The following is a 26,428-nucleotide window of genomic DNA, read 5'->3' as shown; positions in this document are numbered from 1 at the left end:
AATCCACTCTCCCTCACTTCCCTTAAAAAAAGGTAACAGGATCAAATCCTGTCACCCTGCTTCAGACCGATGTTGAACTGGTTGATGTAGTCGTTTGGCTTTTTGCCGTTATAGACCAGGTTGTCGATAAAGTGTGTCTGTGGATCACGGAAGCCATCTTCTGACTCGAAGTCCGGAAAGTCCTGCAACTTAACCAGTGCTTCATCCACCAGCGACAGTGCCGCTTTTTCATAGATATCCGGGCGATAGACTTTGGCAGCCAGCTCTTTGTACCACTCATCGCTCTTGTCTTCTGCAATCTGCCCCCAGCGGCGCATTTGGGTGAGATACCAGATCGCATCGGAGTAATAGGGGTAAGTGGCGTTGTAGCGGAAGAACACATTGAAATCTTCTACTGGTCGTTTGTCGCCTTTCTCGTACTCAAAGGTACCGGTCATACTGTTGGCAATGACTTCATAATCAGCGCCAACATAGTTGGATTGTGACAGGATTTTCACCGCCTCAGGCCGGTTGGCATTATCGTTGGCATCCAGCCACTGGGCTGCACGGATCAGGGCCCGTGTCAGGCGTATGGTGGTATTGGGGTATTTGTTATAAAACTCCTCGGTAATCCCGAACACCTTCTCTGGGTTGTTTTTCCAGATCTCATAATCGGTCACCACTGGCACGCCGATATTCTTGAAGACCGCCTGCTGATTCCAGGGTTCGCCGACACAGTAACCATAGATAGTGCCAGCCTCCATGGTGGATGGCATCTGTGGTGGTGGTGTGACGGAGAGCAGGGCATCGGCATCGATCTGGCCAGAGGTATCCCCTTTATGGGGCGCATAAAATCCGGGGTGAATACCACCGGCGGCCAGCCAGTAACGAAGTTCATAATTGTGGGTAGAGACGGGAAAAACCATCCCCATATTAAACGGCTTGCCTTCAGACTGGAATTTCTCAACCACCGGTTTCAGGGCATCCGCCTTGATCGGGTGCTGGGGTCGGCCATCGGCCATTTTGGGGATATTGGGTTTCATCTGGGCCCAGATCTCATTGGACACCGTAATCCCGTTACCATTCAGGTCCATCGAGAATGGCGTAATGATATTGGCCTTGGTACCGAAGCCCATGGTGGCCGCCAGAGGCTGTCCAGCCAGCATATGGGCACCATCCAGACGCCCGTCAATCACGCCATCAAGCAGCACCTTCCAGTTTGCCTGGGCTTCGATGGTGACGTAGAGCCCTTCATCTTCAAAAAAGCCCTTCTCGTAAGCAATGGCAATGGGTGCCATATCGGTCAGCTTGATAAAGCCAATGGTCAGCTCTTCCTTTTCCGGATAGCCAAGCTCAAAGTCTGCCTTGGCGCTGGCTTGCCCGGTGAAAGCACTCACCCCCATGACGGCACTGATGGCAGCAACCTTACCTAACCTAACCGATGCCTTCTTAAAAGGCTTGAACCACTTCATTATTCCCCTCCCCTGTATAACTGATCTCTCTGCCTTGAACTGTGATCACCGTAATCAGGCATCACTCTTTTCCGGTATCAGTCAACGCACAGAGATCGACTGCCGGTGGTTGAGCAGAAAACATGCCAAATACCAGAAAACCTGATAACCAGCTGAATTTACTAGTGTTAGTTTATTCTGGCGGACAAATACCCTGCCTGTTTAAGCCCGTAAGAAAACTTCAGAGATAGCAACAACGGTGCAGCTACATCCGCTGCCCCCCAGAGCTTGCACTAATCTGGAACATCGCCACCGCATGCCCCGGTTACAAACCTCTTACATTTGAATACTGGTTTTGCCAGAGCGGAGTTGCTATAACGTTTTCCAGTTATGGAACCGAAATATGGATCAGGAAACTATGTCCAGTCTGGCAAACCTCCTTGAAAACAATAACCAATGGTCCAAGTCCATTCGTGAAGAAAAGCCCGGCTTTTTTGAACAACTCTCTGAGCAGCAGGCACCCAAGTATCTCTGGATCGGGTGTGCCGACAGTCGGGTCCCTGCCAACGAAATCGTCGGCCTCCTTCCGGGCGAACTGTTTGTGCACCGAAACGTGGCCAATGTGGTGGTTCATACCGACCTGAACTGTCTGTCAGTCCTCCAATATGCTGTGGACTACCTGAAGGTAGAGCACATTATTGTGACGGGGCATTACGGCTGTGGCGGTGTGCGCGAAGCCATGAACAACTCCAAACTGGGGCTGATCGATAACTGGCTCAGGCATGTGCAGGACGTTAAGAAGAAGCACACTGAGCTGCTTGAGAACGCTGGCAGTGATGATGAGCAGTTTCAGAGAATGTGTGAACTGAACGTTCTGGAGCAGGTGCTGAACGTCTGTCAGACAACCATCGTTCAGGATGCCTGGGATCGCGGCCAGAAACTGACCGTAAACAGCTGGGTTTATGGTTTGAAAGATGGCCTGGTCAGGGATCTCGGTCTGAGCGTTGGTTCCAATGAAGACATCGATGTGCAGTACCCGGCAGCGATTGAGAGCATCGCCAGTAAGCTGGAAGGGTGATTGCCTGCTCTTAACATCTGTTGGCAGTAGACGGGGGCGGGTCGCAAGATGCATTGTGATCCGCTTTCATCGAGTCATATAATTTGCTGGCTCCTGAAATTTGCCAGCCTTTTGTCCTACATGATGATTGTATTATCAATCCCATCACATCATCGCCTCTGCCTCTTGATTATCCCTATCCTGCATCGGCCCCTCTGCTTCAACAGCTCGACTATACACGTCATCGTCATAGTAATATCCGGTATTTTTATCCACTACAGCGCCATGGTTAAAAACCCCACTGCGAATATATGGGGAGCAAGCAGCGGCAATGATGCCTATACCCGCGCCGACGGACACATCAATAACATCATGTTTGGCCGCCAGAACCCTTAGTGCCCCAGCCAGGGCTCCAAAACCCATGGCACCCGCAAAGGCAATAAGTCGCTTCCCGGCCGGTGAAGAAAGCGGCTGGTTTGAGAAGACTGCCATTTTTGACAGCAAGCGCTTGAAGGCGGGGGAAGACATCGCCGCAGTATCTATAATGTTAAGGACAACCTGCGACCAGGCAATAGCCGAAACTGACGCATGCCCCGAGGGCATGGCCTTGAAATCATCCGGATCCATACACAGATTTCCATGGATATAGTCAGGATTCAGGACATAGGGACGTTCTCTATCAATTTTCATTTTCATATAATCAACAATACCGGCGACACTTGCCACCAAGACCAGGGATTTCACCACTTCACTGGCCTCTGTACGGAACATTTTTTTCGCCAGCTCCTTGAAATTATTTTCCATACGACCCGGTTCCGGCACCTGCTCACTTGACTGTTTACCGGAATACAGCCGCGCTACGAATCTGGCAATGTGGCTGGCAAGCAGCGTCGCACAGCCACCATACAATACAACATCACTTGCCCCATCGGCCCACTCCACTTCCGGCTCAGGAAAACCCAGGTGAGGATTCGCCGACAGTGTTCCATTTCGTGAACCTGAAGGCCCCCATTCACACCCGTTAGCAGTGGGCAGGCTATTGATGATCAGTAAGGAATAAACAACAGGTACCGCAGACATCAGGCGAGTCATGAGGCGATTGCCCCCTTCCTGTGCCTGTCGGAGCCAGAGTTGGTCATCCGCCCCGGCCCGTTGCAATATAGACGTGACCCCGGATCTGAGGACAGCACCAAATCCTCTGAACTGTTTGGCATCATCAGGCTTATCGATGGACTGGTCAAAAGCGTTTTCTGAAACGTCACGACACGCTTGCAATGGTGTTGTTGAGACAATATTCATAAGCAAAGATCTAACTTTATCTGCCTACTCGTTAGTCTCGGATTGCCATCACAAAGTTCCTTGCCTGAAGCGAAAAGACTCAACCAGGATTTTTCAGCAACGGTTACGCTTTGAGACAACCTCTATGAATTCATATAGCACCAAAACACTATAATAAATTATGATATCCATTAACTAAAAAAAGCAGGGCAAACCGATGAGCAACTCTGATAAATACCCCGTACTCATGCGCCTGATGCACTGGACTGTCGGTCTTCTTATTTTGGGCATCATTGGTGCTGGCTGGTATATGGTCGGCCTGGAAGACAACGTCAGCTATAAATACGACATTTACCACTTACATAAATCCTTCGGTGTTCTGGTGATCTTCCTGTTGTTCGCCCGTCTGGTGATTCGCTGGGCCAGCAAGATTCCAAAACTACCGGACAGCATGCCGACTTATCAGAAAAAACTGGGAACACTGGTGCACTGGCTCCTCTACCTCTTTATGTTCCTGGTACCGGTGAGTGGCTACCTGATGTCTGACGCTGCCGGTCGTAAGGTGCCGCTGTTCAACCTGGTCATGCCCAGCTTCCTAGAAAAGAATCCTGAGCTGGCGGGCCGACTCCACGATATCCACGTCATTATTCCCTATGTTCTGTTGGGCATTGTGGTACTGCACATTCTGGCCACCATTAAACATCGTTACTTCGATAAGCCTGAGCATGATGTTCTGCATCGGATGCTTTAAAAGCTCCCCGGGTCAGCTCCGGTTAAGGTGCTGATCCGGGAAAACAGAAAATACGATTTCATTTGGTTAACTACTTATAATCACACCTTCTGAAACTATCGACTCTGGTATTGGTCTAAACGGTTTTAACGTGTCTAAAATTGAGGAGGATATTTTGGATACCAATGCAAAACCGCTCTCATCTGCTCCCTCTTACGAAAAGACATATCCCCCTGCCAGTGCTGCCAATAGTGGTGCAGGCAGTGCTGCCAATAGTGGTGCAGGTCTGGAAGAGCGACTGGCAAAAATTACGACATCCTGCCATCAAGTCGAGAGGAATGAATCTCACCAGCGTACTTTACCCCAAAGAGCTTTATATCCCGCTGAATGCCCACCTAAATTACCTGCAAACACTCAGTTACAGCTACTGACCTTAATTAGGGAATATCCTGATAAAGATGGGGATGCTCTTTTACACATGGCAGCGGTGCATGAAAAACTGCCAGTGGCTCAATTATGGAAAAATGCCTTACCCCAACTTTTTAACAGTGATTTAAATCAACAAAATCATTTAGGACAAACACCGTTACATGTTGCGATCTGTAATAATGACCTTCAGATGATCAGTTTTTTACTTGAAAATGGTGCCTCTGTCTTAATACATGAGGGAAGTGGTAGAACAGCCATTCATTTTGCTTGCCAGTACGGGACGATAGAAACGCTTAAACTAATACTTCAACGTATCGAACGGAGCAGCCTGCCCGCCGTTCTCAATGCAGAAACATGCAATGGGGGGTTAAATAGCCTTCTTTTTTTTGTAAGCCAACATAACCCTGTCAAGGAAGATCAGTTCCCGGTTGTTGATTTACTGATTAAATGTGGTGCAAATCCCAATCATCAGGACAAATGTTCCGGAAAAACGCTCATTCATTACCTTGCTGACCAAAATAATGTTGCACTTTATCAATACCTGCAAACCAACTACGGCTCAATAATAGACTGGCATGCTGCTCGATATGATGGAGGACGGGTTTACTTGCAGGACGGCATCTTTGTGTTTGAAAAAGAGGAGCTTTAGACGTTCAGATCAGGAACAGGCATAGAAGCCACCTCGCTTATAAGAGATGACTTCTTTACTGATTCGCCGTTTTCGCGCTGCCCGGTCAGGGATTACACTTTTGCCACTGGGCACCACGCCCTCTGCCTACTGGTTCCAGCAAGCCTTCAACGCGCATCTGCTGAACCACCTTTTTGACCAGTTCCCGACTGACCGTGGGGATTTGCAGGCAGATATCCGCAATGGAAAAAGCATGACTGGTCTGCTCAATGGCCATCTTTACCAGCTGCGATTTGGGCGCACGACTGCCCTGCCACTGCAGAGTATGAATTTTATCTTCCAGTTCATCGTAAGCCCGAATCAGGGTATTCAGGAAAAAATCGATCCATGGCATCGGATTGTGCTGCCCTTCATGCCAGCCTTTTACACTCAGCTGTAACGCCCTTTTATAGGCCTGTTCATGCTTTACCAGAACCCGCTCCAGGCTCATCAGCTGGGCCACCTGATAACCGTTAAGCGCCAGCATCATCGCCATGATCAACCAGGCGATACGGGCATTGCCATCGCTGAAAGGATGAATACAGAGAAAATCCAGGACAACCGTTGGTATCAGTAACAGCGGCTCAACCTGGTGCTGAAGCCCTTCATGGTAATAGGCAACCAGCTCTTCCATGGCCCCGGCAATGGCCCTGGCGGGCATGGTTCGATATAGAACACCGATTCTCTGCCCCTTGCTGTCCCGCTCAACAATCTCTTTATTGGTAACCCGCCAGCGTCCGCCTTCGTGGGGCACATGGGCATATAACATGGCATGCAGCTGGCGGATAAGGCTAACCGACAGGGTCATGTGTTCGCCCGGCTCAACCACCATCTCCAGGCCATCGCGGTAGCCGGCAACCTGCCTCTCAACCGGTACAGTCGGACGGTATTCCCGGTGCACCAGCTTACGAACCAGCTCTCTGGAAGCGACAATGCCATCCAACCGGCTGCTGTATTCCACAGACTCCAGTACCGCAACCTGACGGAGCGTATCCAGAACCTCCGGCTGCTGACGAATAGAGACCAGCTGGCGGCCTCTGAACTCTCCCAGTTGCCTGAACAGACCCAGCTGATAACTGCTGAAGACATAACCGGATAAATGCTGCAGTGTTTTCATACAATACGACTAAAAATATAATAGGTATTTATCGGGTACAATGCTGAGAAACAAACCGCAGCTTTAATTATTACCCATTAAATTCAGAAATTTAAGAAAAACTCATAAATAGGATATTTATTGGATAATATTTAATCAAACTCGTAAAAACACCTATCCATCAGCAGGATGGAGGTCAGACAAACACTTCAAGGGGAAATTTAAGGAAAGAGAAAGGTCGCTCGCAAAACCAACCAGATGACTTTGCGAGATCGATGGATTAAAACTTACAGACTTGAACACACATCAAATTGCACACCATGGCGTCCGGATCATTTCGACAGGATGATGCGCAAGGGTTGAATTCACCGCCCAGCTGTGTGCAGGTTTCTTCTGCCATGAACTCACACTCCTGGTGCTCTTCCAGCCAGCGGCTCCCTTCCGTAGCGATACAGGCCAGAACATTCTCAGGTCCGGTTGCGGTGATCTGGGCAGGAATAGAGCGGGTCATGCGAACATCCTTCAGGACACCTGCCTGGCTCAACGCCATCACCTGCTGCATAACGGGATCCGGGGTCATGGTGGAACCGGTAAACTGACGGGTTACGACGGCTTCCGGCTTTTCTGCATTAGCCTGCTGTGACTCCTGGGTGGATGCACAACCAGCCAGAAAAATTGCCAGCGACACCAGCATTCCAGACATGATGTTTTTCATTGGTATACCTCAATCCGACAAAAAGGGCATTTATACCGTGGGATTTGGCATTGTCCAGCCAAATCGCTGCAAAAGTTGATCAAAAACACTATCCATCGGCGCATAAAAAGCGATGGGCTTACCGGTAACCGGGTGGTTCATTGCCATGACAGAACAGTGCAACAGTAATCGGTTCGCAGCAAAGTTCTCGGCAAAATACCGATTATGGTTTCCCTTGCCGTGTTTTGCATCACCAATAACAGGATGGGCAATATGCTTCATATGCCGACGAATCTGGTGCTTGCGACCGGTTTTGGGCTTTGCCTCCACCAGCGAATAGCGGCTGCATGGGTATCGATCAATGGCTATTGGCAGCTCAACCGTCGCCAGCCGATGATATTCGGTGACCGCTTCCTGGGCAGGTTTATCCTGACGTGCCTTGCGATCGGCTATATTATCCAGTTTTTCCTTCAACGGGTGGTCAATCACACCGGACTGGGGCACATAGCCCCTGACAATGGCATGATAGATTTTACTGATCCGGCCTTCCTGAAACTGCTCACCTGCCCGTTTGGCAACTTCGGACGACAGGGCAAACACAAGCACTCCAGACGTTGGTTTATCCAGCCGGTGAAGGGGAAACACAGGTTGACCGATCTGATCCCTCAATAGCTGAATGGCAAAGCGGGTTTCATGACGATCAATCATGGAGCGGTGCACCAGCAAGCCGGAGGGTTTGTTGATAGCCACCAGCCATTGATCCTGATAGATAATATCAAGTTGTTCCGCAGGCGCTTCGATCATGCCTTTTGTCCAACAAAAAAAGTCCACAAGAATAACGGATAAATCAGAACAGTGCTGGAAAAGTGACAGTTAAAAAAAAACGATTATTTGCCGCTTATTGTCATTAACTATCCCGACACTCTTTCACTTTTCTGCTCTTTGGTCGCTATACATCTTCACTATTGCTTAACCTCTTAATAAGTAACTGGCCATATGGAATCAAATATTTCTGGCTACTTGGGCAGGTGCTATGCGAGGCACAACGGAGGAAGCATAGCCGTAGCTATGTGACCGGAGTTGTAACGAAGCACGACTGCATGGATGCAGGAGCTAGAGCAACGCAGGAGCAGTTGCCGGGAGTGCCTGAACAAGGAGTCAGAAATATTTGATTTCATATGGTTAGCTACTTAACAGGGGCTGGGAATAGGTCGTCTGCTTACTATCAACGGAGAACAACCATGAAAAAGACACTATCTGCCATCGTATCTTCTTCTGTCATTCTTTTCAGCGCCAATGCTTCAGCGGATCGGGACTATGCTGCTCAGGCCATGGAAAGACATGGCATGGAAAAACCGGTATCAATGCCTGTTATGAATATGGTGAATGCGATGAGTACCAGAGAAGCACTGGACGCTATTACGGTTCCTACAAAGCAGGAAGAGCTACAGGCCAGAATGGAAGAGCTTGCTGAAAGAAGAGAAAATTAATTTTCCTTTGACTGTATGGTTGTGGTTAATTCCTGATCACAACCATATCTCCCCATTCCAGTATCTCTCACACCATCTACCACATGCTCAGGGCTTGAACGAAGTGCTGCCGTCGCTATGCTATCAATGGTTCTGTCAGACGGAATCACGATTCTCGCCATGCCTTATTCATAGAATCACGCAAAGGTTGCGACAAATATTCAAATGCCGTTCTGGAACCTGTTGTAATCATCACATCTGCGGGCATTCCCGGCAGCAAACTCTTGTCACCCAGTCGTTCTATTTCATCTTTACCCACTTCAATATGCACCAGATAATAGGGCTCTCTGGAAACGTCATCGACCAGACTATCTGCAGAGGCATAGATGACATTGCCATTGAGGGCAGGCGTCGTTCGTTGCGGAAAAGCCGTGAGCTGAACCCGCGCAGACTGCCCCACCACGACGCGATCCACATCCAGAGTATTCATTCTGGCTTCTATGATCAGGGCATCCCTTTTTGGAACCAATTCCATTAAGACCTCACCCGCCTGCACTACGCCACCAATGGTATGAACCTGTCGATCAACAATGATACCTTCTGCCGGTGCGCGCACTTCAAGGTGCTCCAGCATATAACGGGACGCCCGGGTGCGTTCGACCAAATCGTTAATCTGGGCTCGGGTACTGTTCAGGTCATTAACCAGTCGTTCCTGCCGTTCCTGTTTCAGCTGCAGAATTTCCAGCTCTGCTTCCGTGATGGATTTTTCCGCTTCGGCAATATCTGCCAGATAATCGCTCACCTGACCATCAAGATCCGCTTCTTCTTTTAAGGATGCATTCACAACCGTTTTCTGAACAAAGCCCTGACCATAAAGTTGTTGATAACCGGACAGTTCATCCTTCACCACAGCCAGGCGACGACCTGCTGCCGATTTCATGCCCTGCATACCGACAATCTTCTGCTGAATTTTTTCAATTCGCTGGCGCACCATCCTGATCTGACCGAAGTGAGACTCCTGACGCTCACTGAATAACCGACCCTGTAACCGTAACGTGTCTTTAAACCGGTCAGCCTGTTCAGACTGCTTAGTCAGTTCATTGGTATAAACAACAACTTTGTCGTTTACCAACTCTGCCTGAAGCCTGGTTTCTGTGGCCCTGGCATAAAATAAACTGTCTTCCAGAATGGCAAGCCCTGCTTCAGCGCGGGTTTCGTCCAACCTGACCAGCACATCCCCGGTTTGCACCAGGTCACCGTCAGTAACCAGAATCTGTTGTACCCGCCCCGGCTGCAGACTTTGTATCGCTTTGCGCTGGCTATGCACCGTTACCTTGCCACTGACCAGTACAGCGCTGTCCATCACAGCCAGAAAGCTCCATCCGAAAAAAACACCGAATGTCATTATCACGACCAATATTCCGATGCGACGATAGAATCGACTGGCTGTCTCAAGAGGATTGATATCCATCAGGCAGTTACCTCTCGCATTGCAGGTTTTATGGCACGTTTAGCATCACCAAATCGTTCAATACACCCGTGGTTCAACACCAATACCTTATCGACACAGTGCAGCAACTGGGGGCGATGGGTCACCATCACCAGGGTTACTTTTTGTTCGTGCAGTTTGCGAACTGTAGCCATTAATGCCTGCACACCATCCTGATCAAGACTGGCATCCGGCTCATCCAGAACAACCAGTGAGGGCTGCCCGTATAATGCTCTTGCAAGCCCAAGGCGTTGTCGTTGACCGCCGGATAAATGCACACCGCCTTCTGTTTCAACCCGGGTATCATAACCATCGGGCAAACTTAAAATCAGAGAGTGCATATCTGCCAGCCTGGCAGCCTTAACTACTGCCTCAGAGTCCACATTTCCAAAGCGGGCAATGTTGTCTTTTATGGTGCCCGGAAACAGTTCAACACCCTGAGGCAGGTATCCCAACCACTGCCCCACTTCAGCACGGTTCCAGCGACTGATATCCACACCGTCCAGTCTGGCTGCACCACTTGTCGGCTCCCAGACGCCAACCAGCAATCGGGCCAGGGTACTTTTACCAGAGGCACTTGGCCCAACCACTGCAAGGCTCTCACCGGCCTCCAAAGCAAAGCCAATGCCTTTTATCACCGGCTTTTCACCGTCAGGCACACTGGCTACCAACTTTTCAATCTGCAGGTACCCATTCGGTCTGGGCAGGGACATGGCCTGAATGTTGTTATGCAGATTTGAGAAAAACTGATTGATACTCGTCCAGGCGGTCCGTACCTGACGAATATTTCCGGACTGACCAATGACCATTTCCAGAGGTGCCAGTGCCCGGCCTAAAAGAATTGAGCTGGCGACCATGGCACCCGCTGTCATCATTTGATTAAGGACCAGCAGTGCGCCTGTTGCCAGCATCGCAACCTGCAACAACGGTCTGAGAAATTTTCCCAACGCCTGAAAATTGCCGCCCAGATCACTGGCTCTGAAGTGTCTGACACTGCCACGCTCACGTCTGGCCAGCCAATGGCGGACCAGACCATCGCCCATACCTAATGCCCGGCATACTTCAACATTGTCCAGCGCCTGCTCAGCAAAACGGGATGATTGCTGGTGTCGAGCACTCGCTTCTGCCATAAGCCCCCGGGTCATGCGATCAGACAAGAAGGCAACCATCGCCAGAATCAACGCGCCTATCGTCGCGACAATCCCCAATGCCGGATGCAGCATGGCGATGACGATCAAATAAACCGGAATCCATGGCGCATCGCATACTGCAAGCACCCCCTGACCAGAAATAAATCCAGTTACTCTTTCAAGGTCTTTTAGTTTTTCCCGCTTTACCACGCCACTGGATTGCAATAACTGCTTTAACAACGGTGCTTCAAGAGCCTGTTCCATTAATCCGGCAAGCCGGACCAGCAAGCGTGAGCGTATCCAGTCCAGCAAGCTCGCCATCAGTATCAAACCAACAGCAACGACACTCAGCGCAATAAGCGTAGGTACACTCCCGGCGGTCAAAACCCGGTCATACACTTGCAGCATATAGAGCGGCACCGTTAACAGGAGGATATTCAGAAAAAAACTGAACCCCAGAACGGATGCCAGTTGACGCTTGATGGTAGATAGTGCTTTTTCCGGGAGCTCTTGTTTCGAAAAATCTCGTTCCGAAAGAGCAGTCGCCTGATTATTCAACAACGGTCACACCCTGTGATGTTTTTGTTTTACAGCTTTTACGACATTGTTTCAGAAATTTGTTACAGAACAATGGCACAAAAAAGCCGGTGATCAACACCGGCCTTTCAGGTTTTCTCAGCAGTGTTTACACCAGCTGATCATCCCACTGCACATTGTGATCATTCAGTTGATCCAGGCTGACACCAATCAAGGTAAGACTGCTGTTGCTGCCCAAATCCACCAGAAGATTTCTGCCCTGTTGGGTTGAGGCATCCCGAACCGCATCAAGAGAATCAAAACCCAGACCATTTAACAGGATAGTATCGCTGCCTGCTTCGAAATCCCGGATCACATCGTGACCACTATTATTTTCAAAGGCAAACTGATCACCACCAGATCCGCCCAGTAACCAGTCGTTACCAGAACCACCGGCCAGGTAATCATGACCACTGCCGCCGGATAATCGATCGGCACCATTGCCACCTTCCAGCCAGTCGTTATGACTGCCACCAAGCAGTTGGTCCTTACCGTTACCTCCCATCAGCACATCGTGACCGTGATCACCTTTCAGGTAGTCATGGCCTTTGCCGCCATACAGCTCATCATTGCCGAAACCACCGTCCAGACGGTCCTTACCAGCGCCACCAAACAGGAAGTCATTGTGCGCCCCACCCTGCAAATCATCAGCGCCCTTACCTCCATTGAGCCAGTCATTGCCATGATCGCCCTGCAGTCGGTCATGACCATCGCGACCATAAAGCTGGTCGTCACCGTAACCACCGATTAAGTGATCATTACCTGCCTGGCCATCAAGCCAGTCATCCCCCGCTGCACCATTCAGGATGTCATCCCCATTACCACCGACCAGCTCCCCATCACCATGATCGTCGATGGAATCAACAGGTTCTGTCGTCTGCTCCTGCAGTACAGAATCCTGCCGAACAGCCAGGTTTTGAATCCGCGTATCGTCAGCAGGGTTCGTTTCAGCACCCTGATAAGGGTTGTCAGAATAGTGAGCCAGCAGATACTCAGCCAGTGCATCCTGCTCGCTACCGGGAGCGGCAAAATCAGCAAGCCCTTTGTCCGTAAGCACATCTCCCAGTTGTACGACATCGGTTCCTGCCTGGAATGGATAGCCGTCGCCACCACCAGCAAGGAAGTTCAGGGTCACAATGCGAATGGCCATATCGGATGGTACGGCTAACTCACCGTTTTCCACCAGAGTCTGCAACAACTCACCATTCTCATTGACCAGTGCTGCCGAACGTATACGTTCACCGGAGGCCAGTGAGGCATCAAAACTGAAACTGATACCACTCACCTGGGCAAACTGTCCCGGGGTTGTGCCAGGCCCGGATGCTGCCACGCCATGCTCCAGAACAGCCAGCAACTGTTCTGCTGTCAGGGTCATTAACGTCAGGCCGTTGTTGAATTTCAGAGCGTTTTCAACGTCCAGCTGTGAAATTTCACCAGCCTGCTTACCCGACAATGGGTTAGCCGCTGGCGGCTGCTCGCTGTAACCACCTTCTGAATCCGGTTCAATGGCACCAATCGGAGCTCGAATACCACCGCCGTTTTTGATAGAAACCATTACACTGCTGTCGTAGCCCTGAGCGGCTGCAAGGTTGGCATCTGCAGTAAGATTCCCCATATTGGTTTCTTCAGTTCTGACGGATTCTCTTCGACCTTCAAGATACACAGCCGTTTTGCCAAGAATATTGCTGTCTTTCTCGTTGACTATGTCCTGCACGGCATCGGTCAAATCCTTAACCAGGTCACCCCGGGTACCTTCTGCAAAGGCATCCTCTTCACCCCAAAGTTGTTTTACCTGCTCATCGGTGGTTGCAAAGGCCCCACTTTCGTTGACGTCAGTTGCATCGCCATTGTCGTCCAGAATGATCTTTCCATCTGCATCAAAATCAATAACCAGTCTGCCAACATAGCTGTACTGACCGTCTGTACTGACGATGACAGCGGGATCACCGTCTTTATTGGTCGTGGTGAAGGGATAATCTTCTGCGGCGACATCGCCATCATTAAGCACATCGGTTTCATCCGCCTGCAATGTGTCGGAGCCTCCAGCGATCACAACATCTACGCCACTGAGATGCTGAACAAGTGCTTTTTCCAGGGCAATTTGCTGAAGGTGTGAAACCAGGATGATTTTATTCACGCCCTGATCCATCAATTGATCAATGACCGGTTGCAGTATATCGGCCAGAGCAGCCATATCATCTGTAGCAGCATCCCCTTTGACAGCCGTGTTTCCCGGTGAAGAGATCTGCGCCAACAATGGTGTGGTGGCACCGACCACACCAATTTTTTGGCCACCCTCTTCCAGTATGGTGGCAGGCGCAATCTTCGGAGTTGATTGCTGGCTGGTAGAGGAAACAGGACCGGTGGCAAAATTCTGTGCAGGAAGAATGTCGTCGGTGTACAGATCTGCCAGCCTGGCATCCTGGCTGAAATCGAGGTTTGCACTCAGGTAAGGAAACAGGGTACCGACCCAGCGGTCGTCACCCAGTCCATCACCTTTGTACTGAGGCACCATCAAATCACCAAGAATGGCAGTACCCATATCGAATTCATGATTACCCAATGCAGCAGCATCAAAGCCAATGGCGTTCATGATGGAAATATCAACACGTCCGCCACCTTCGCGAAGGCCTTCATACATTTCATCGCCAGTCAGCTGGAACAACTGGTTATAGAAATCGTTGAACACACCATTATCCCGAAAGACGCCACGATCTTCCGCTGCCGAAAAGAAAGGTCCGGTCAGGAAGTTATCACCGGCAGATAACGTGATGCTATTGCTGTGGGTATCTTCAAGGGCATCCACAATAGCGGCAAAGTTAGCTGCCCGGGGAATGCCTTCAACACCACCTTCAAGATCCGAAGCATGCAGAATCTGCAGGGTATAGACCTCATTTGCCGACTCACCAATGGTGACTTTGGCAAGTAACGGGTCATGGTCGCTGGCCTGATCAGCAAACTCACTATTGATGTGCACAATATCCACTTCGGCGGAATCAGCCAGGTTGTTGCTCACCAGAATTTGATCCAGAACCTGAGCGTTTCCCTGAAAGTTATAGGTATGGACAGCCCCATCATCCAACTCATCGATCAGGTTGGTCATGACATTGTCATCGCCCCGGCCTTCAATGACATCCGCCGGACCTTCCCACTGGAAAGCGTTGAAATCGCCCAGAACCATGACATTGGCATCCGGATCATTGACCATCAGGGTATCGACATAATCATTGATTGCCTGTGCCTGATCCATACGCTCCTGGTAACCTGCGTTGACAAATGGTTGCTCCACTCCATAGATGGGGGTGCTACCGTATTTAGACGACAAGTGAACATTAACTAGATCAACCGTTTCGCCATTGAATTCGAACTGGGCATGAAGCGGTTTGCGGGTTCCAGCAAACGCCGGAGCATCAAGACGATGAGCAGACTGAGCTACATAATCGACTCTGTCCGGATTATAGAGGTAACCGACTCGAATGTTGCCCCCAGGCTGACCTCCGTCAGCATTATTTTCAGGATCAACCTGCACATACTCATAAACAGGACCTCCGGCATTGGTGATGGCATCAATCAGCTTCTGCCAGGTCATATCCGCTGACGGGTCACCGCTGTCTGTAGCGCCGTCATTATCCTGGATTTCCTGCAGAGCCAGGATATCCGGTGAACTGAGGTTTTGAGTAATCTGACTGGCCAGGGTTTTAAAACGACTGATGTCGTCATTAGCGTCAAGATTCTTGACGTTGTAACTGGCAACAGTCAGTTCATTACCTTCGCCCTTCAGCTGTGTCATGTCTTTATCAAGCCCACCATCGGTGACGGTGAATATTTCCGTCGCCTTAACTTCGTAATTGCCATAGGCATAACTCATAACACCGGTCACATCACCCAGAGAATCAGCAACATTCACCCGGGCAGAAAAATCATCAGGCAGTAGATCTCTATCAAGCTGAATCTGAACCCGCTCTGGATTCAAGTCAGTCTGCCCCAGTGCAATACCACCACGATCATTCATACCGGATGCATTCTTACCCTGGTCAGCAACCGTGAAAATCTCACCGTATTTATTGGTGGGAGAAACAGCAACTGCATCTTTAACGGTAACTCTCATGCCTTCAAGGCTTTCAAAGAAGTCGATACCGTCGGTTTCAGGGTCAAAACTGGTTAAGGCATCATCGTCCACATTATCAGTAGGAAGTTGACGTCCATTTTCACCAATAACGACGGTATTGGGTAAGTCATTACCAGCACTGTTGACGGTTAATTCACTGATGTTACTTAATTGAGTGATAGAGAGGTTGCCGGAACTGCTACCTCCGCGTGTGTATTCACTGACGGTCCCCGCCAGGGAGATATCATCACCAACCGCCACTGATGGCATCGAGTCGGTAAAAACAAATAGAGCATCCGATGTTGCAATATCACCATCTTCCGGCCCCTGAAGATAAAAACCATTACTCTCTAAAGCTGTTACGATACCTGCGGTAGCGACGACCTGACCAGCGAACGCAGATGTATGACCAGCGCCCTGTATTTCATAAATGGCTTTAACCGGAACCGGACTATTCTGTTGACCATCTCCGACCACCTGATTGGGCTTATTGGGGGTATTTACAGCTTCACCATCTTCGGCATCAGGAGCACCAGAAAGAATGCCATCCCCTGAATAATCATTTCGAACGAAATCATTGGCTGAATCAGTATCCAAACCATCAGTTGCCCGTGATGCACCACCAACGGTATAGCTTATACCATCGTATTCCGGGGCTAACACGGTGTTGCTGAATGCCGAGTCAGCAACATCATCCAACACGGCAACAGAATCCAGTTCCGCTGAATACAGACTCTCACTAAACACTTGACCGACAGAACCGGAAAAACCATCCACCAGCAATAAAGTCTGCGATCCATTCTGTAACTGGTTACTGGTTTGAATAGTCCAGAAACCACTGTCATTTGTAGTACCCAGCTGGAATGCCTGGACAACCTTGCCGTGATTAGAACTACTTACATCACCCTCTACATTAATCAGCCAGAGATTGGAATAGTCGGTTAATGGATCGCCAAGCACTTCAATAAATTCATTGGTATCCAACCCACTGTGATTAAACACAAACTCATTAATAACCGGTGACTTTGCAGGCATATCGAATGTCCTTTTCAGGTGTGTGAGCCTCTCTGTTCACAGCAGCAAGAACAACAACGAAAGGATGATTTTGAGTAAGACCCGAACAAATTGCATGAAAGATATGTCAGTGCGATGTCTTTTTTATGAAGATTTATGAAACCCCAACCATTTTGAAAACCGGTGCTTTATTCAAGCTTCGATTGTTCTGACTCTTGAAGTTTCTCTATCCGACGTTTCCAGACAAAGTAGTATTTTGACTTTTTTCCATGAAAGAGAATACTCATGCGTGAGCCCTGACCAAGCGCCTTTATTTCCCTGGTCAAAACTGTGTCTCTCAGCCAAATCATATGTAGAGCTATGTCATTGGATCAATCTCTGGTCTGTCTCCCCGCCTATGCTGACTCGTCCTGTCTGGATAAGATCACCGGTGAAAAAATCATTGCTGCACTTTTGCGGGTAACCTGCATACTTCAAGAGTATGAAGGCCAGTGGTTGTGCGGCACAGCCACCGGTCATTGCCCTGCCCTGATGTTGTTTGAAAATAGACGATATCTGCCTTCAGAGCAGATCAGCAACATCAGCCCTTAGCAGGGGCTCCTTGCCCAGATCAAAACCGGCAACCGCAATATGCAGGGTAAACAGTTGCTTCAGGGCGGCAAAGTCTCTCGGCCCGGGCCACTTGTCTTCATCCTCGGTCCACACAGAGAACTCATTTTCCAGAATGGCGTGCGCTTCTTCACTGACACCATCCAACAGACTCTCTTCAGATTCATGCTCGTCAAACAGATAAGCACCACCTTCGAAGTCCCACGTCTGAGGTAGCTCGGCATCCAAGCTTGTTACCCAATCGATGAATGCTGTTTTTGGCTTCAGGGTTATGACACAACGGTTTATAAACTTCATTTTTTACCTGTCTAATCAATCGGTAAAGTAGTGAGATCAATAGATAACTTAATATAAGTCGGCAGATTAGCACTCTTTTGGGAAAACAGGACAGGAAAGTCGACAGTGCATTCATCTATAAACGTGTTGGCCCCGTTGTCAGCGGCTAAAAACTCAGTTATTTCACGAAACCAGGACACCAGTGTTCATGCCCGTCTAAAGGGTTTTCAGGTATGGAGTGCTCCCATAAATTTTCACTAATTTTTTTTGCAAAGCTTTAATATCTTTATTCAGATGCTTTAGCTCTATGGATATTTTTTCATTCCGTGATTTAAGCCATTTTTTGGCAGGCTTCAGCAAATCGACATGAAATTCAAGTATGCCTATTTCATCTGACTTTCTTTTTCTGGAATTTCTGGCACAAATAGTATTTCTACCTCTGACTCTAATTTTTTTTGCCAACTGGGCAATCTCTTTATTACTTTCTCCTTCAATAATATTATTGAATCTTTCAGTCTTCATACCAGTAATTTTATTAACACTATAGTACTGATTGTTAATTTCTATCCCTTTTACCTGTGGCTTCATAGCTTTAGATTTTTTAGCTTTGGCTACAGTGGGTTTCTTGAACTTTAAACGAGTAGACGAACGGGTTTGACGGACAGGTTTGCTCTCCACTACAGCGTTTGTATTATTATCCATTATTGCCGGTGGCATCTGTAATGTCTTTTTAGCAGAAGATAAATCCATTGTATCTTCCGCAGAATCTGAACCATTTTCACAGTTATTCTGTCCCAGGCAGTGAGTGTTATCATCTAGCGGTATTAGAGGTGTTTCCAGGAAATGATCTGGATCAAGCAGGTTCTGCGTGCTCTTATAGGATGCGCGTAAAGCTTCATCCAATTCACCCGCCGAGTCAGGTTTAAATCCAGCAGCATCTGATGACGTTGGACTGTATGGTAATTCACTGTTATTTACTGGCAATGTCGTTGGCGTAGTCACAATTTGGATAGAATAATCAGTCAAAAACCTATCGTATGGATCGAATTGGTGACCCAAATAACCGATTTTAACAACAGGTGCTGTGACAACGTCACTTACTCCGGAATGATCCAGGGCAGTTGGAACGTTTGATAGGTGCCCCATAAATGCATCTGATACAGGTCGTAGCATTGTTAACCTCCTTGTCATTTATTATCTTGTAGTTTGTTGATAATTAAAGCAATAAACTGATTCTGTGTTGATCGCTTCACTACCAAAAATTATTACTGCTCTTAAGGCTTGTGAAGTTCACAAAACACACCACTGCTGATAGTTAGTACCTTTTTTGAGACATTAGTTCCGCAAAAAGTATAAGATGCCAGATGATCAAGCATACCTGTGAAGCCGATCCAAAGCAGAAAAATTGAGTTTTCAAGGGCTTAACAATAGTCCGTGTTCAGCACTTTCGGTGACTGCCATTTCAGTAACCATCAGGTTGACCCACACTGCCTGCCCGGACTTGAACTTTTTCCAACAATCGCAGTCTAAAGATTACAGGTAACTTAGAGGTTGGTGATAAGGTGTTAAAGGAACATGAATATAAAGACGCTTGGCTCCCTGAATCAACAACGTCCGCCAAAAGAAGATAAAGACCCACCACCTCCTGCGAAGCACAAAGTAATGGGTGAAATCAAAGCGGTTAAGAAAGAGAGTACATCCCCATATTTCACTTACAATGGCAACCAGATGGTTGAGGTGGGTGATGATTCACTATATGGGGACTTGAACCGATTATTCAGAAAACTCAGGATCAACAAGACAGTGGGAAATATAACGCTCAAAGAACCCGATAAGCGCTAAGTTGTCTGGCTGAGCAGATGACTGTTCAGAATATGGTCGATGGTCTCAAGAACGCCCTCTTCATTATTGGCCGGAGCTGAATAACGGGCAAGCTGTCGGACCGTGTCATTAGCATTATTCATGGCAAAACTGAAACCTGCCTTTTGCAGCATTTCCAGGTCATTGCCACTATCGCCAAAGGCAGCCACTTCATGGTCAGCAATGTTCCACTGTTCCTGCAACAGATGAATACCATGTGCCTTATGAACACCGGGAATGATCAGGTCAATCCACTCGTGGCCACTGGTGACTGACACCAGCACATCCCCCAGTGTCTCTTTAGCCCCAGCCAATACGGTATCGTGTCTGGCTGGAGACATTTTGATGGCAATTTTAAGAATTGTGTCGTCGATATCCTGATAGCCTTGTATCAGCTCAAGACGCTGGTAATGATTGCGGGCATTGGCTACTTCTTCAGGATCAGCCGTATGCAAAACATAGGCACTGTTGCGGCCGCAGATAATGGCAGTTACCTCTTGCAGGCTTTCCAGAAACGGGTAGACACGGACCAGGGTTTCCCTGGCAATATCCGCAACAAACAGCTCCCGCTGCCCGTCGTGTACATAGCCGCCATTTTCTGCAACATAGGCAATATCACCAGCATCAATATCCTCAAAATAGGAGCGCAACTTGTAATACTGGTTGCCACTGGCCACGACAAATCGAATGCCCCGGGCTTTCAGGGTCTTGAACTGCTCCAGAAAACGTTCACGGTTATACGTTTTGTTATCATTCAGAAACGTGCCATCCATATCGACAGCGATCAATTTAATTCCGTTGTAGCCTGTCATTGTTATCTCTGTGGGTAAAATTGGCATGATATAGCGCAAACTACAGCAGCCTGATCCGGCTTTAAATAGGGAAAATTACCGCTGATTTCAGGGCATTGCAGCATTAACACCGCAAACCTGATGGAAACCGGTTTTGCCATCCAGATTTATCGAGCCATGGGCAGGGACTACCTGTGACTTTAGTGGCCTTTATGGGTGCAAGTACAAACACATAAGGGCTCAGTATTTATTCCAGCGCAAAAATCACGTAACCTCCTCTCCCTTTTGGCGCATGCGCCCTTAAAGACACACAACACACGGAGAAGACATTATGAAAGTGCAAGGTTTCGCACGCTCACTGATTGCCATTGCCATTGGCGCAACCCTCAGCAGTTCGGTAATTGCCAGTGACATGGCATCACAGGTGGTGGATAAAGGGCTGACATTCACTGTCGGTGGTGCCTGGAACGATCTGGACAGCAATCGCGGCCTGGATAACGCATTGGCACCGGAAATCGGTATTGGCTATCGTCTTAACGACCGCTTCAGTGTTGAAGGCATCTACTCTCAGTACTCTACAGAGCAGAAGACAGGCCCGGATGCAGATCTTAAAGAGTTCCGTCTGGACGCATTCTACGACCTGACCCCATGGGACGGTTCCCTGACCCCTTACGTGGTTGCCGGTGTTTCTGAACTGGAAGCCGATTATGAGATGGGTGCCGAACACGACGACACCCGCATGAATGCCGGTTTTGGTTTGAGAAAGGCATTTACTCCAAACCTGGCCATCCGTGGTGATGTCCGTGCCGTCCGAACTCTGGATTACGCCCAGACAGAAGCCATGGCTAATGTCGCCCTGACCTGGACTTTCGGCAGTGTCGCCAAGGCAGCAGAACCTGTTGCCTTGGTTGAGCCGGTTCAGGAAGAAGTGGTTGCCAGCGTTGAACCTGCTCCGGTTCTTGATGCTGATAACGACGGCATACTGGACAAGGACGACCTGTGCCCGAATACCGCCGCAGGCATTGCCGTTGACCAGACGGGCTGTGAGCCAATGGCAGCCATTGACCTGCTGGTAAATTTTGATTTCGACTCCGAAACCATTAATCCGGAAGGCATTGACCAGATCGCCAAAATGGGTGAATTCCTGCAGCGTTACCCGGACGTTCGCATCCGTATTGAAGGCCATACCGACGCACAGGGCAAAGCGACTTACAATGAACAGCTGTCTGTTCGTCGTGCCGACATCATCCGTCAACAGCTGATCGACACGCACGGTGTCGATGCAGGACGTATTGATGCGGTGGGTATGGGTGAGAGTAAACCTGTTGCCAGCAACGATACCGCCGAAGGCCGTCAGCAAAACCGTCGTGTAACTGCTGAAGTGATTGGTTCTTAAGAGTATCTGAGAGGCTGTTCGGGAATAGCACCCGACAGCCTCACAAGCAATCACTGCGCACCAGGAGCGCTGGCGTTTTTGGTCTGCTTCGGCAGAAAAAGCGTAATATAAGCCTCCCTGATATGGCAGCCGCTCATAAACACCTGACAGAAATCAGTGATATCACCGATACTGGACGAACACTGGACAGATACCGATTTTCTTTTCATATTCACCAGGTACAGTTGGTCGTCATCACAGGCCAGCACCAGAATCTCATCAGATAAAGCGAATACCCAAGGTTCCAGCTGAATCTGAATATAGCCTGTTGTTGCCAGTAAACTATGCATCTTTTTCACGCAATCGGCCACTTGCCGTTGCAGACGAATATTTTCTGCCTGGGTCTCTTTCCTGCCGGACATTTGCGAAAGCTTCAGCCCGGAACTGATGATTTCATCGTGCTCCAGGAAATAATCAAGGTCGTTCAGACGGGCCATCAGGTCCTTGACCGTCAGTTGAGCGTTGCGAAATTTGCCGTCAATCAGTTTATCCAGCAGCACAACCTTGCTTGCATCCTCTTTTTGAATACATTGCATGCCAAGGCTCTGGGCAGCGGCCAGAAGAATTCCCCGATAATTTTTTGACTGTCCACCGACGCCCATACCCCTGGGGGGGAAACGCTGAATAAACTCCTTGATATTGATGTTATCCAGACCGTCGGCATCCGACTCTCCTTCATTGGTCGATCGGACAAACATAACCTGGTCAGCTTCACTGGTCAGAATAAGAAACCGAAGGTATTTCACTAGCTGGGTACCGCTGGCAAAAACCCCAAAAATCAGGTGTCCATGGAGATGTTTCGCTATTGACTCATCGGTAGTAGTTAGCCATATCAGACGATTGTCAGATGGGTGACGAAAAATTTGTGACACTGGTGAGAGCTGTTGTGGCAAACCCGTTATTTTATTCTGGAATGAACAGACGAAAGTAACAAAGAGCCGATGGGACGGTGCCAGCTGATCCAGGTGATGCTGCATAGCGGTAAAAAACGCATTGGTCTCATCAGGCTGGTCAATGTTCGTCTGCTTGCCACAAAGATGGCCTTTGCTATCGCATATTTCCTGCCATTCAGGCACCACACCGGCCTCCATCATTTGTGTCAAAAAATGATACCCACTCTGCATTGCCAGAGCTTCCATCTCTTCCAGCATGAAGGGCTCGGCAAAAAGACGTGCAAAAGTACCGGCCATGCTGTACAGATCGAGGTTATTTGAGGGGAGAATGGCTGGTTTGACAGAATAATCAGCCCGCAATGACACCGCTTCCTGAGTATCCAATCGCGCTTTCTTAAACGTTTCCCGTTGGGAAACTCTTCCGGCATCAATATATTGCTGAGTGTGGGACCCTGATAGCCCGGATGGACCCGGCATCGCCACCAGTGATCCTGTTTCTTCACTGGTGCGATCGATGACAGAATCGGTCGATGCACGCTTACCAGCAGCTACTTGAGTCGCTGATTGAAAAAGACTCCAGTCGTATTTCTTTACCTCTTCGGCAAACTGCGTATCCTGGTAAAAATTGACATAAGTTGCCCGGCAGCCTGAGCACCCAAGCACATCCCTGGTCGCGAGAGAGCAGCAATTGTGGTACATGTGTTCGCAACAACGGGATACCATAAAGGGAGGAGACTCAATAAATTGTCCGCATAGTTGACAAGATCGACGCCGGACAATGGCATCGGGTGGTGGTTCCAGCTCCCTGGGTTGAGCGCTGGTACCTGGAACTGGCGTATTTACCGAATGGGCACGGCTGGCATCCACAGCTTCTCTCCTCTATTGGCTCCTATGACTTGTTTTCAAACAGGTCCCTCTGATTCACCTTTCAGTTTTAATTATCAGAAAGATCTGTCAACTCATAGCAAGGAGCGCCATGTAGCCAGATTATGTCTGTATCCTGCGCAGACTGTTATGACCTGACCTGCCATTCCTAGTCAAAAAAACCAAGGTTAATAGTGATAGGTAGTATTCTTACTGCTTGAAAGTCCGATTGTGTTAGGGCCTGTTTCTTGCAGATACCCTAAAATCAGGAGTCGTTTCCATGCCCTTACAGCGTTCCGCTTCTCTCCAAAACCTCGTACAATCCCGGCACGTTCATGAGCTGGCCAGCAGAGCAGCTCCCAAACAACCAAGCATTGCGCAAGCCGCTTTGCGTTTTGCCAATGTCCATACATCTTTAGGCTCTGGTAATATTGGGGTTGGTCATTTAAGTGCTATAAAACCCTGGACACCCAGCCTACCTGATGCAGATGAGGTCAATGACATCATCCATGCATCACGACAGAAAAGAAAAAAATACAACTTCGAAGAATATATCTCAGAAGTTAAAAAAGTTAAGGCGGGTAACTGTGGCGAAAAAAGCAATCTTGTTTGTTATTTTCTGTCACAACAACCCGGTCCACTGATTTACTACCGTGTCTCCCTCTGGCCGAATAGTCATTGCTTTGTGGTAATGGACCAGAAGCCCAGTGTAGAAGGCGTGTTCCCCGATAATTTTAACGATTGGAATGATCAAGCCGTCATTATTGATCCATGGACCGGGATCTGTGCACCCGCAAGACACTACCCCGAACTCTGGCACATGAAGCTTGATACGATGGCCGCAGTGGGCATTGAGCTGAGAACCCCTTCCCATGAAGAAGGCAATTGGCTGAAGGCTGATGTACCATATTGGAAAAACATGTTGGAAAAAAATAAAAAATATGTGACTGCCAAACGCCCTCCGCTGCCATCTTGGTGTCAGTTGGTGTAGAGCCAGCTATACCTGTCGCCTTTCAAATGGTGACAAAGTGCCCGGAAAGCACTTGTCATCTCCATATTGAATTGTTTGTGTTGGAGAGGAACTTTTAGAAGAAATAATAGTCTTGAACTTTAATTCAACAATTCAATAATTTAACAACTCAATGGATATTTTTAATAGCTCACCTTCATGCAATCTTGCTTTTACCGATATTTATTTCGGCTCATTAGATTTAATAGAACAAAGATATCAATTTGCTACCAGGGAACAACCCTCAACCTATCAGGGAAGGTCTGTTCAGCCCCTGTGCACTTCTTGCTCTTTTTACCATCTTCAGTCAGACATACACCAACAGAATCCTCACTCTTTTCATTCATTGCATGAATTTGATATTGAAACTCTAATACTTTCCTATGCAGTCGACACAGTGCTTCCTGAAATACCACAATCAGTTCTTGATGAACATATTCCCTGGCCTTCTGGCAATGACCCCGATAAATTCTCATCACCGCCAAATATTCCGTTTATTCAGCAGATACGCTTATCAGGGAGTGAATCTGAGATCAGGGAACCAACACCAGACAGCCATTCAAGTCCAGATGATCAGTTAACCAATCTTCCTGTCCTATCCCCCAGTCCACAAGATTTACCATCAATTACTGCAGCTGACCCGCTAAACCTGAATCAAACTACAAGTGATAACCAAACGAACCTGGCAAAAGAAATTGTTGATGATAAAGCTTCAAGAGTTAAGCACAAAAGGGTTTGCAAAAGGGAGTGCATGAAACAATGTCACAGAGACTCCGTTACCACTGAGCGCCGAAGGGAGTACATGAGAGAGCGTCGCAAAGATCCCGTTTTCCTGGAGCGCCACAGGAAGCGCCGAAGGGAGTACATGAGAGCGCTTCGCAAAGACCCCATGTACACCATGCGCCAAAATCAGCGCAAAAGGGAGCGTTACCGGAATGATCCCGAGTTCGCAGAACGCTTAAGGGAGGGCCAAAGGAAGCGCCGGAGGGAGAGCCGAAGAAAGCACCGCCAGAATGATCCCGCTTTTGCAGAGCGTGTAAGGAAGTGCAGCAGGGAGTACCACAGGAAGCTTCGCAAAAATTCAGCCGTTGGAAATGGCAGCACAGTCCATGTTTAGACGTTGGAATTGATAAACTCGATCTCACTGAGTTAAACGCCGCATCCTGCAAGGCTATACAATCTTGTAAAGGGATAATAAATCGTGCACACTGACGCGTTTTTTGACAATAGTTCGTGCACACTAAAAGAAAAGTTATTATAAATCAGCATATTACAGGGCGAACAAAAGAGATCTGATCAACCCCATCACTCTGAAATACAAACTATCTGGAAGGCCTGTTTTTTTACACTGCTTTAATTATCTATCTGCCTTTCACCACCCCTATCAGGAATACACCGACTCGTAAAAATTGCCCAAAATCTGCATGATCGTACATTGTCTTTCCTTCAAACCGACCACATGTTCCTCCTGATTATTGACCGTTAAGACATTTATTCCCTGGAAACAGAAAAACACCCATCTCG

The 26,428-nt window shown here is 48.4% G+C and carries 21 protein-coding genes; 9 read left to right on the top strand and 12 right to left on the bottom strand.

Translation table 11 applies throughout. The features are described from left to right. Positions 1 to 41 precede the first annotated feature (41 nt). Entirely contained in the window at positions 42 to 1,451 is a 1,410-nt protein-coding gene (locus ACO6UY_RS18185) for a CmpA/NrtA family ABC transporter substrate-binding protein (RefSeq protein ID WP_422490820.1), read from the bottom strand. 382 nt (positions 1,452 to 1,833) lie between these two features. On the opposite strand from ACO6UY_RS18185, the gene can reads away from it, so the two are divergent. Beyond that, complete coding sequence (gene can, locus ACO6UY_RS18180; protein WP_101749220.1) at positions 1,834 to 2,508, top strand: carbonate dehydratase; 675 nt, start codon at positions 1,834 to 1,836, stop codon at positions 2,506 to 2,508. Between the two features lie 144 nt (positions 2,509 to 2,652). On the opposite strand, the gene ACO6UY_RS18175 is transcribed toward can, so the two are convergent. Further along, on the bottom strand, positions 2,653 to 3,786 hold the full coding sequence (locus tag ACO6UY_RS18175; protein WP_422444622.1) for a phosphatase PAP2 family protein: 1,134 nt from the start codon (positions 3,784 to 3,786) through the stop codon (positions 2,653 to 2,655). A 196-nt stretch (positions 3,787 to 3,982) separates the two neighbouring features. Between ACO6UY_RS18175 and ACO6UY_RS18170 the strand changes: the two genes are divergently transcribed. Both ACO6UY_RS18170 and ACO6UY_RS18165 read left to right on the top strand, forming a co-directional pair. Further along, positions 3,983 to 4,516, top strand: coding sequence for a cytochrome b (locus ACO6UY_RS18170; RefSeq protein WP_101749222.1), 534 nt, complete (start codon positions 3,983 to 3,985; stop codon positions 4,514 to 4,516). A gap of 154 nt (positions 4,517 to 4,670) precedes the next feature. Next, the gene (locus ACO6UY_RS18165) at positions 4,671 to 5,573 is read left to right on the top strand and encodes an ankyrin repeat domain-containing protein (protein WP_422444620.1); all 903 of its coding nucleotides are present in this window, start codon (positions 4,671 to 4,673) and stop codon (positions 5,571 to 5,573) included. Positions 5,574 to 5,658: 85 nt separating this feature from the next. Here ACO6UY_RS18165 and ACO6UY_RS18160 read toward each other — a convergent pair whose 3' ends face one another. The 3 genes from ACO6UY_RS18160 to truC all read right to left on the bottom strand — a co-directional run bounded on the left by ACO6UY_RS18160 (position 5,659) and on the right by truC (position 8,185). Next, positions 5,659 to 6,708 (bottom strand): Fic family protein, encoded by a 1,050-nt coding sequence (locus ACO6UY_RS18160; protein WP_422444618.1) that lies wholly within the window; start codon positions 6,706 to 6,708, stop codon positions 5,659 to 5,661. A 259-nt stretch (positions 6,709 to 6,967) separates the two neighbouring features. Then, the gene (locus ACO6UY_RS18155) at positions 6,968 to 7,402 is read right to left on the bottom strand and encodes a hypothetical protein (RefSeq protein WP_422444616.1); all 435 of its coding nucleotides are present in this window, start codon (positions 7,400 to 7,402) and stop codon (positions 6,968 to 6,970) included. Positions 7,403 to 7,432: 30 nt separating this feature from the next. Beyond that, positions 7,433 to 8,185 carry a tRNA pseudouridine(65) synthase TruC gene (gene truC / locus ACO6UY_RS18150; RefSeq protein ID WP_422444614.1) on the bottom strand — a complete coding sequence of 251 codons (753 nt, stop codon included), beginning with the start codon at positions 8,183 to 8,185 and terminating at the stop codon, positions 7,433 to 7,435. A gap of 437 nt (positions 8,186 to 8,622) precedes the next feature. On the opposite strand from truC, the gene ACO6UY_RS18145 reads away from it, so the two are divergent. Next, a complete protein-coding gene (locus tag ACO6UY_RS18145; RefSeq protein WP_422444612.1) occupies positions 8,623 to 8,871 on the top strand; it encodes a hypothetical protein in 249 nt (82 codons plus the stop codon). A gap of 145 nt (positions 8,872 to 9,016) precedes the next feature. Here ACO6UY_RS18145 and ACO6UY_RS18140 read toward each other — a convergent pair whose 3' ends face one another. The 3 genes from ACO6UY_RS18140 to ACO6UY_RS18130 form a co-directional block, all read right to left on the bottom strand. Beyond that, positions 9,017 to 10,321 carry an HlyD family type I secretion periplasmic adaptor subunit gene (locus ACO6UY_RS18140; RefSeq protein WP_422467369.1) on the bottom strand — a complete coding sequence of 435 codons (1,305 nt, stop codon included), beginning with the start codon at positions 10,319 to 10,321 and terminating at the stop codon, positions 9,017 to 9,019. Next, positions 10,321 to 12,030 (bottom strand): type I secretion system permease/ATPase, encoded by a 1,710-nt coding sequence (locus tag ACO6UY_RS18135; RefSeq protein ID WP_422444608.1) that lies wholly within the window; start codon positions 12,028 to 12,030, stop codon positions 10,321 to 10,323. The genes ACO6UY_RS18140 and ACO6UY_RS18135 overlap by 1 nt, the downstream gene beginning before the upstream one ends. A gap of 124 nt (positions 12,031 to 12,154) precedes the next feature. Beyond that, positions 12,155 to 17,188, bottom strand: a complete 5,034-nt coding sequence (locus tag ACO6UY_RS18130; protein WP_422490818.1) for a 5'-nucleotidase C-terminal domain-containing protein — start codon at positions 17,186 to 17,188, stop codon at positions 12,155 to 12,157. Positions 17,189 to 17,527: 339 nt separating this feature from the next. Here ACO6UY_RS18130 and ACO6UY_RS18125 point away from each other — a divergent pair, with 339 nt between their 5' ends. Next, complete coding sequence (locus ACO6UY_RS18125; protein ID WP_422444604.1) at positions 17,528 to 17,758, top strand: hypothetical protein; 231 nt, start codon at positions 17,528 to 17,530, stop codon at positions 17,756 to 17,758. Here the strand turns inward: ACO6UY_RS18125 and ACO6UY_RS18120 are convergent. Together ACO6UY_RS18120 and ACO6UY_RS18115 are read right to left on the bottom strand one after the other, a co-directional pair. Further along, a complete protein-coding gene (locus ACO6UY_RS18120; RefSeq protein WP_422444602.1) occupies positions 17,729 to 18,073 on the bottom strand; it encodes a hypothetical protein in 345 nt (114 codons plus the stop codon). The two genes, ACO6UY_RS18125 and ACO6UY_RS18120, sit on opposite strands and share 30 nt — an antisense overlap. A 195-nt stretch (positions 18,074 to 18,268) precedes the next feature. Beyond that, the gene (locus tag ACO6UY_RS18115; protein WP_422490817.1) at positions 18,269 to 19,225 is read right to left on the bottom strand and encodes a hypothetical protein; all 957 of its coding nucleotides are present in this window, start codon (positions 19,223 to 19,225) and stop codon (positions 18,269 to 18,271) included. Positions 19,226 to 19,627: 402 nt separating this feature from the next. Here ACO6UY_RS18115 and ACO6UY_RS18110 point away from each other — a divergent pair, with 402 nt between their 5' ends. Then, positions 19,628 to 19,894, top strand: coding sequence for a hypothetical protein (locus ACO6UY_RS18110; protein ID WP_422444598.1), 267 nt, complete (start codon positions 19,628 to 19,630; stop codon positions 19,892 to 19,894). On the opposite strand, the gene ACO6UY_RS18105 is transcribed toward ACO6UY_RS18110, so the two are convergent. Beyond that, complete coding sequence (locus ACO6UY_RS18105) at positions 19,891 to 20,724, bottom strand: Cof-type HAD-IIB family hydrolase (RefSeq protein WP_422444596.1); 834 nt, start codon at positions 20,722 to 20,724, stop codon at positions 19,891 to 19,893. The two genes, ACO6UY_RS18110 and ACO6UY_RS18105, sit on opposite strands and share 4 nt — an antisense overlap. A gap of 310 nt (positions 20,725 to 21,034) precedes the next feature. On the opposite strand from ACO6UY_RS18105, the gene ACO6UY_RS18100 reads away from it, so the two are divergent. Then, positions 21,035 to 22,099, top strand: coding sequence for an OmpA family protein (locus ACO6UY_RS18100; RefSeq protein ID WP_422462981.1), 1,065 nt, complete (start codon positions 21,035 to 21,037; stop codon positions 22,097 to 22,099). A 50-nt stretch (positions 22,100 to 22,149) separates the two neighbouring features. On the opposite strand, the gene ACO6UY_RS18095 is transcribed toward ACO6UY_RS18100, so the two are convergent. Then, a complete protein-coding gene (locus tag ACO6UY_RS18095; RefSeq protein ID WP_422462979.1) occupies positions 22,150 to 23,898 on the bottom strand; it encodes a hypothetical protein in 1,749 nt (582 codons plus the stop codon). A gap of 277 nt (positions 23,899 to 24,175) precedes the next feature. Between ACO6UY_RS18095 and ACO6UY_RS18090 the strand changes: the two genes are divergently transcribed. Further along, the gene (locus ACO6UY_RS18090; RefSeq protein WP_422490815.1) at positions 24,176 to 24,886 is read left to right on the top strand and encodes a hypothetical protein; all 711 of its coding nucleotides are present in this window, start codon (positions 24,176 to 24,178) and stop codon (positions 24,884 to 24,886) included. A 769-nt stretch (positions 24,887 to 25,655) separates the two neighbouring features. Next, positions 25,656 to 26,021 carry a hypothetical protein gene (locus ACO6UY_RS18085; RefSeq protein WP_422444588.1) on the top strand — a complete coding sequence of 122 codons (366 nt, stop codon included), beginning with the start codon at positions 25,656 to 25,658 and terminating at the stop codon, positions 26,019 to 26,021. Positions 26,022 to 26,428 lie beyond the last annotated feature (407 nt).

The sequence above is a fragment of the Endozoicomonas sp. ALE010 genome (genome assembly GCF_049310165.1).
Classification (GTDB): domain Bacteria; phylum Pseudomonadota; class Gammaproteobacteria; order Pseudomonadales; family Endozoicomonadaceae; genus Endozoicomonas.
The sequence above is the reverse complement of the archived record's forward strand: the minus strand, read 5'-3'. Positions and strand labels throughout refer to the sequence as shown.

Coding starts and splice junctions, on each gene's coding strand:
- ACO6UY_RS18185 (WP_422490820.1), bottom strand. CDS start 1,451: ATGAAGTGGTTCAAGCCTTTTAAGAAGGCATCGGTTAGGTTAGGTAAG.
- can (WP_101749220.1), top strand. CDS start 1,834: ATGGATCAGGAAACTATGTCCAGTCTGGCAAACCTCCTTGAAAACAAT.
- ACO6UY_RS18175 (WP_422444622.1), bottom strand. CDS start 3,786: ATGAATATTGTCTCAACAACACCATTGCAAGCGTGTCGTGACGTTTCA.
- ACO6UY_RS18170 (WP_101749222.1), top strand. CDS start 3,983: ATGAGCAACTCTGATAAATACCCCGTACTCATGCGCCTGATGCACTGG.
- ACO6UY_RS18160 (WP_422444618.1), bottom strand. CDS start 6,708: ATGAAAACACTGCAGCATTTATCCGGTTATGTCTTCAGCAGTTATCAG.
- ACO6UY_RS18155 (WP_422444616.1), bottom strand. CDS start 7,402: ATGAAAAACATCATGTCTGGAATGCTGGTGTCGCTGGCAATTTTTCTG.
- truC (WP_422444614.1), bottom strand. CDS start 8,185: ATGATCGAAGCGCCTGCGGAACAACTTGATATTATCTATCAGGATCAA.
- ACO6UY_RS18145 (WP_422444612.1), top strand. CDS start 8,623: ATGAAAAAGACACTATCTGCCATCGTATCTTCTTCTGTCATTCTTTTC.
- ACO6UY_RS18140 (WP_422467369.1), bottom strand. CDS start 10,321: ATGGATATCAATCCTCTTGAGACAGCCAGTCGATTCTATCGTCGCATC.
- ACO6UY_RS18130 (WP_422490818.1), bottom strand. CDS start 17,188: ATGCCTGCAAAGTCACCGGTTATTAATGAGTTTGTGTTTAATCACAGT.
- ACO6UY_RS18125 (WP_422444604.1), top strand. CDS start 17,528: ATGTCATTGGATCAATCTCTGGTCTGTCTCCCCGCCTATGCTGACTCG.
- ACO6UY_RS18120 (WP_422444602.1), bottom strand. CDS start 18,073: ATGAAGTTTATAAACCGTTGTGTCATAACCCTGAAGCCAAAAACAGCA.
- ACO6UY_RS18115 (WP_422490817.1), bottom strand. CDS start 19,225: ATGCTACGACCTGTATCAGATGCATTTATGGGGCACCTATCAAACGTT.
- ACO6UY_RS18110 (WP_422444598.1), top strand. CDS start 19,628: ATGAATATAAAGACGCTTGGCTCCCTGAATCAACAACGTCCGCCAAAA.
- ACO6UY_RS18105 (WP_422444596.1), bottom strand. CDS start 20,724: ATGACAGGCTACAACGGAATTAAATTGATCGCTGTCGATATGGATGGC.
- ACO6UY_RS18100 (WP_422462981.1), top strand. CDS start 21,035: ATGAAAGTGCAAGGTTTCGCACGCTCACTGATTGCCATTGCCATTGGC.
- ACO6UY_RS18090 (WP_422490815.1), top strand. CDS start 24,176: ATGCCCTTACAGCGTTCCGCTTCTCTCCAAAACCTCGTACAATCCCGG.
- ACO6UY_RS18085 (WP_422444588.1), top strand. CDS start 25,656: ATGAAACAATGTCACAGAGACTCCGTTACCACTGAGCGCCGAAGGGAG.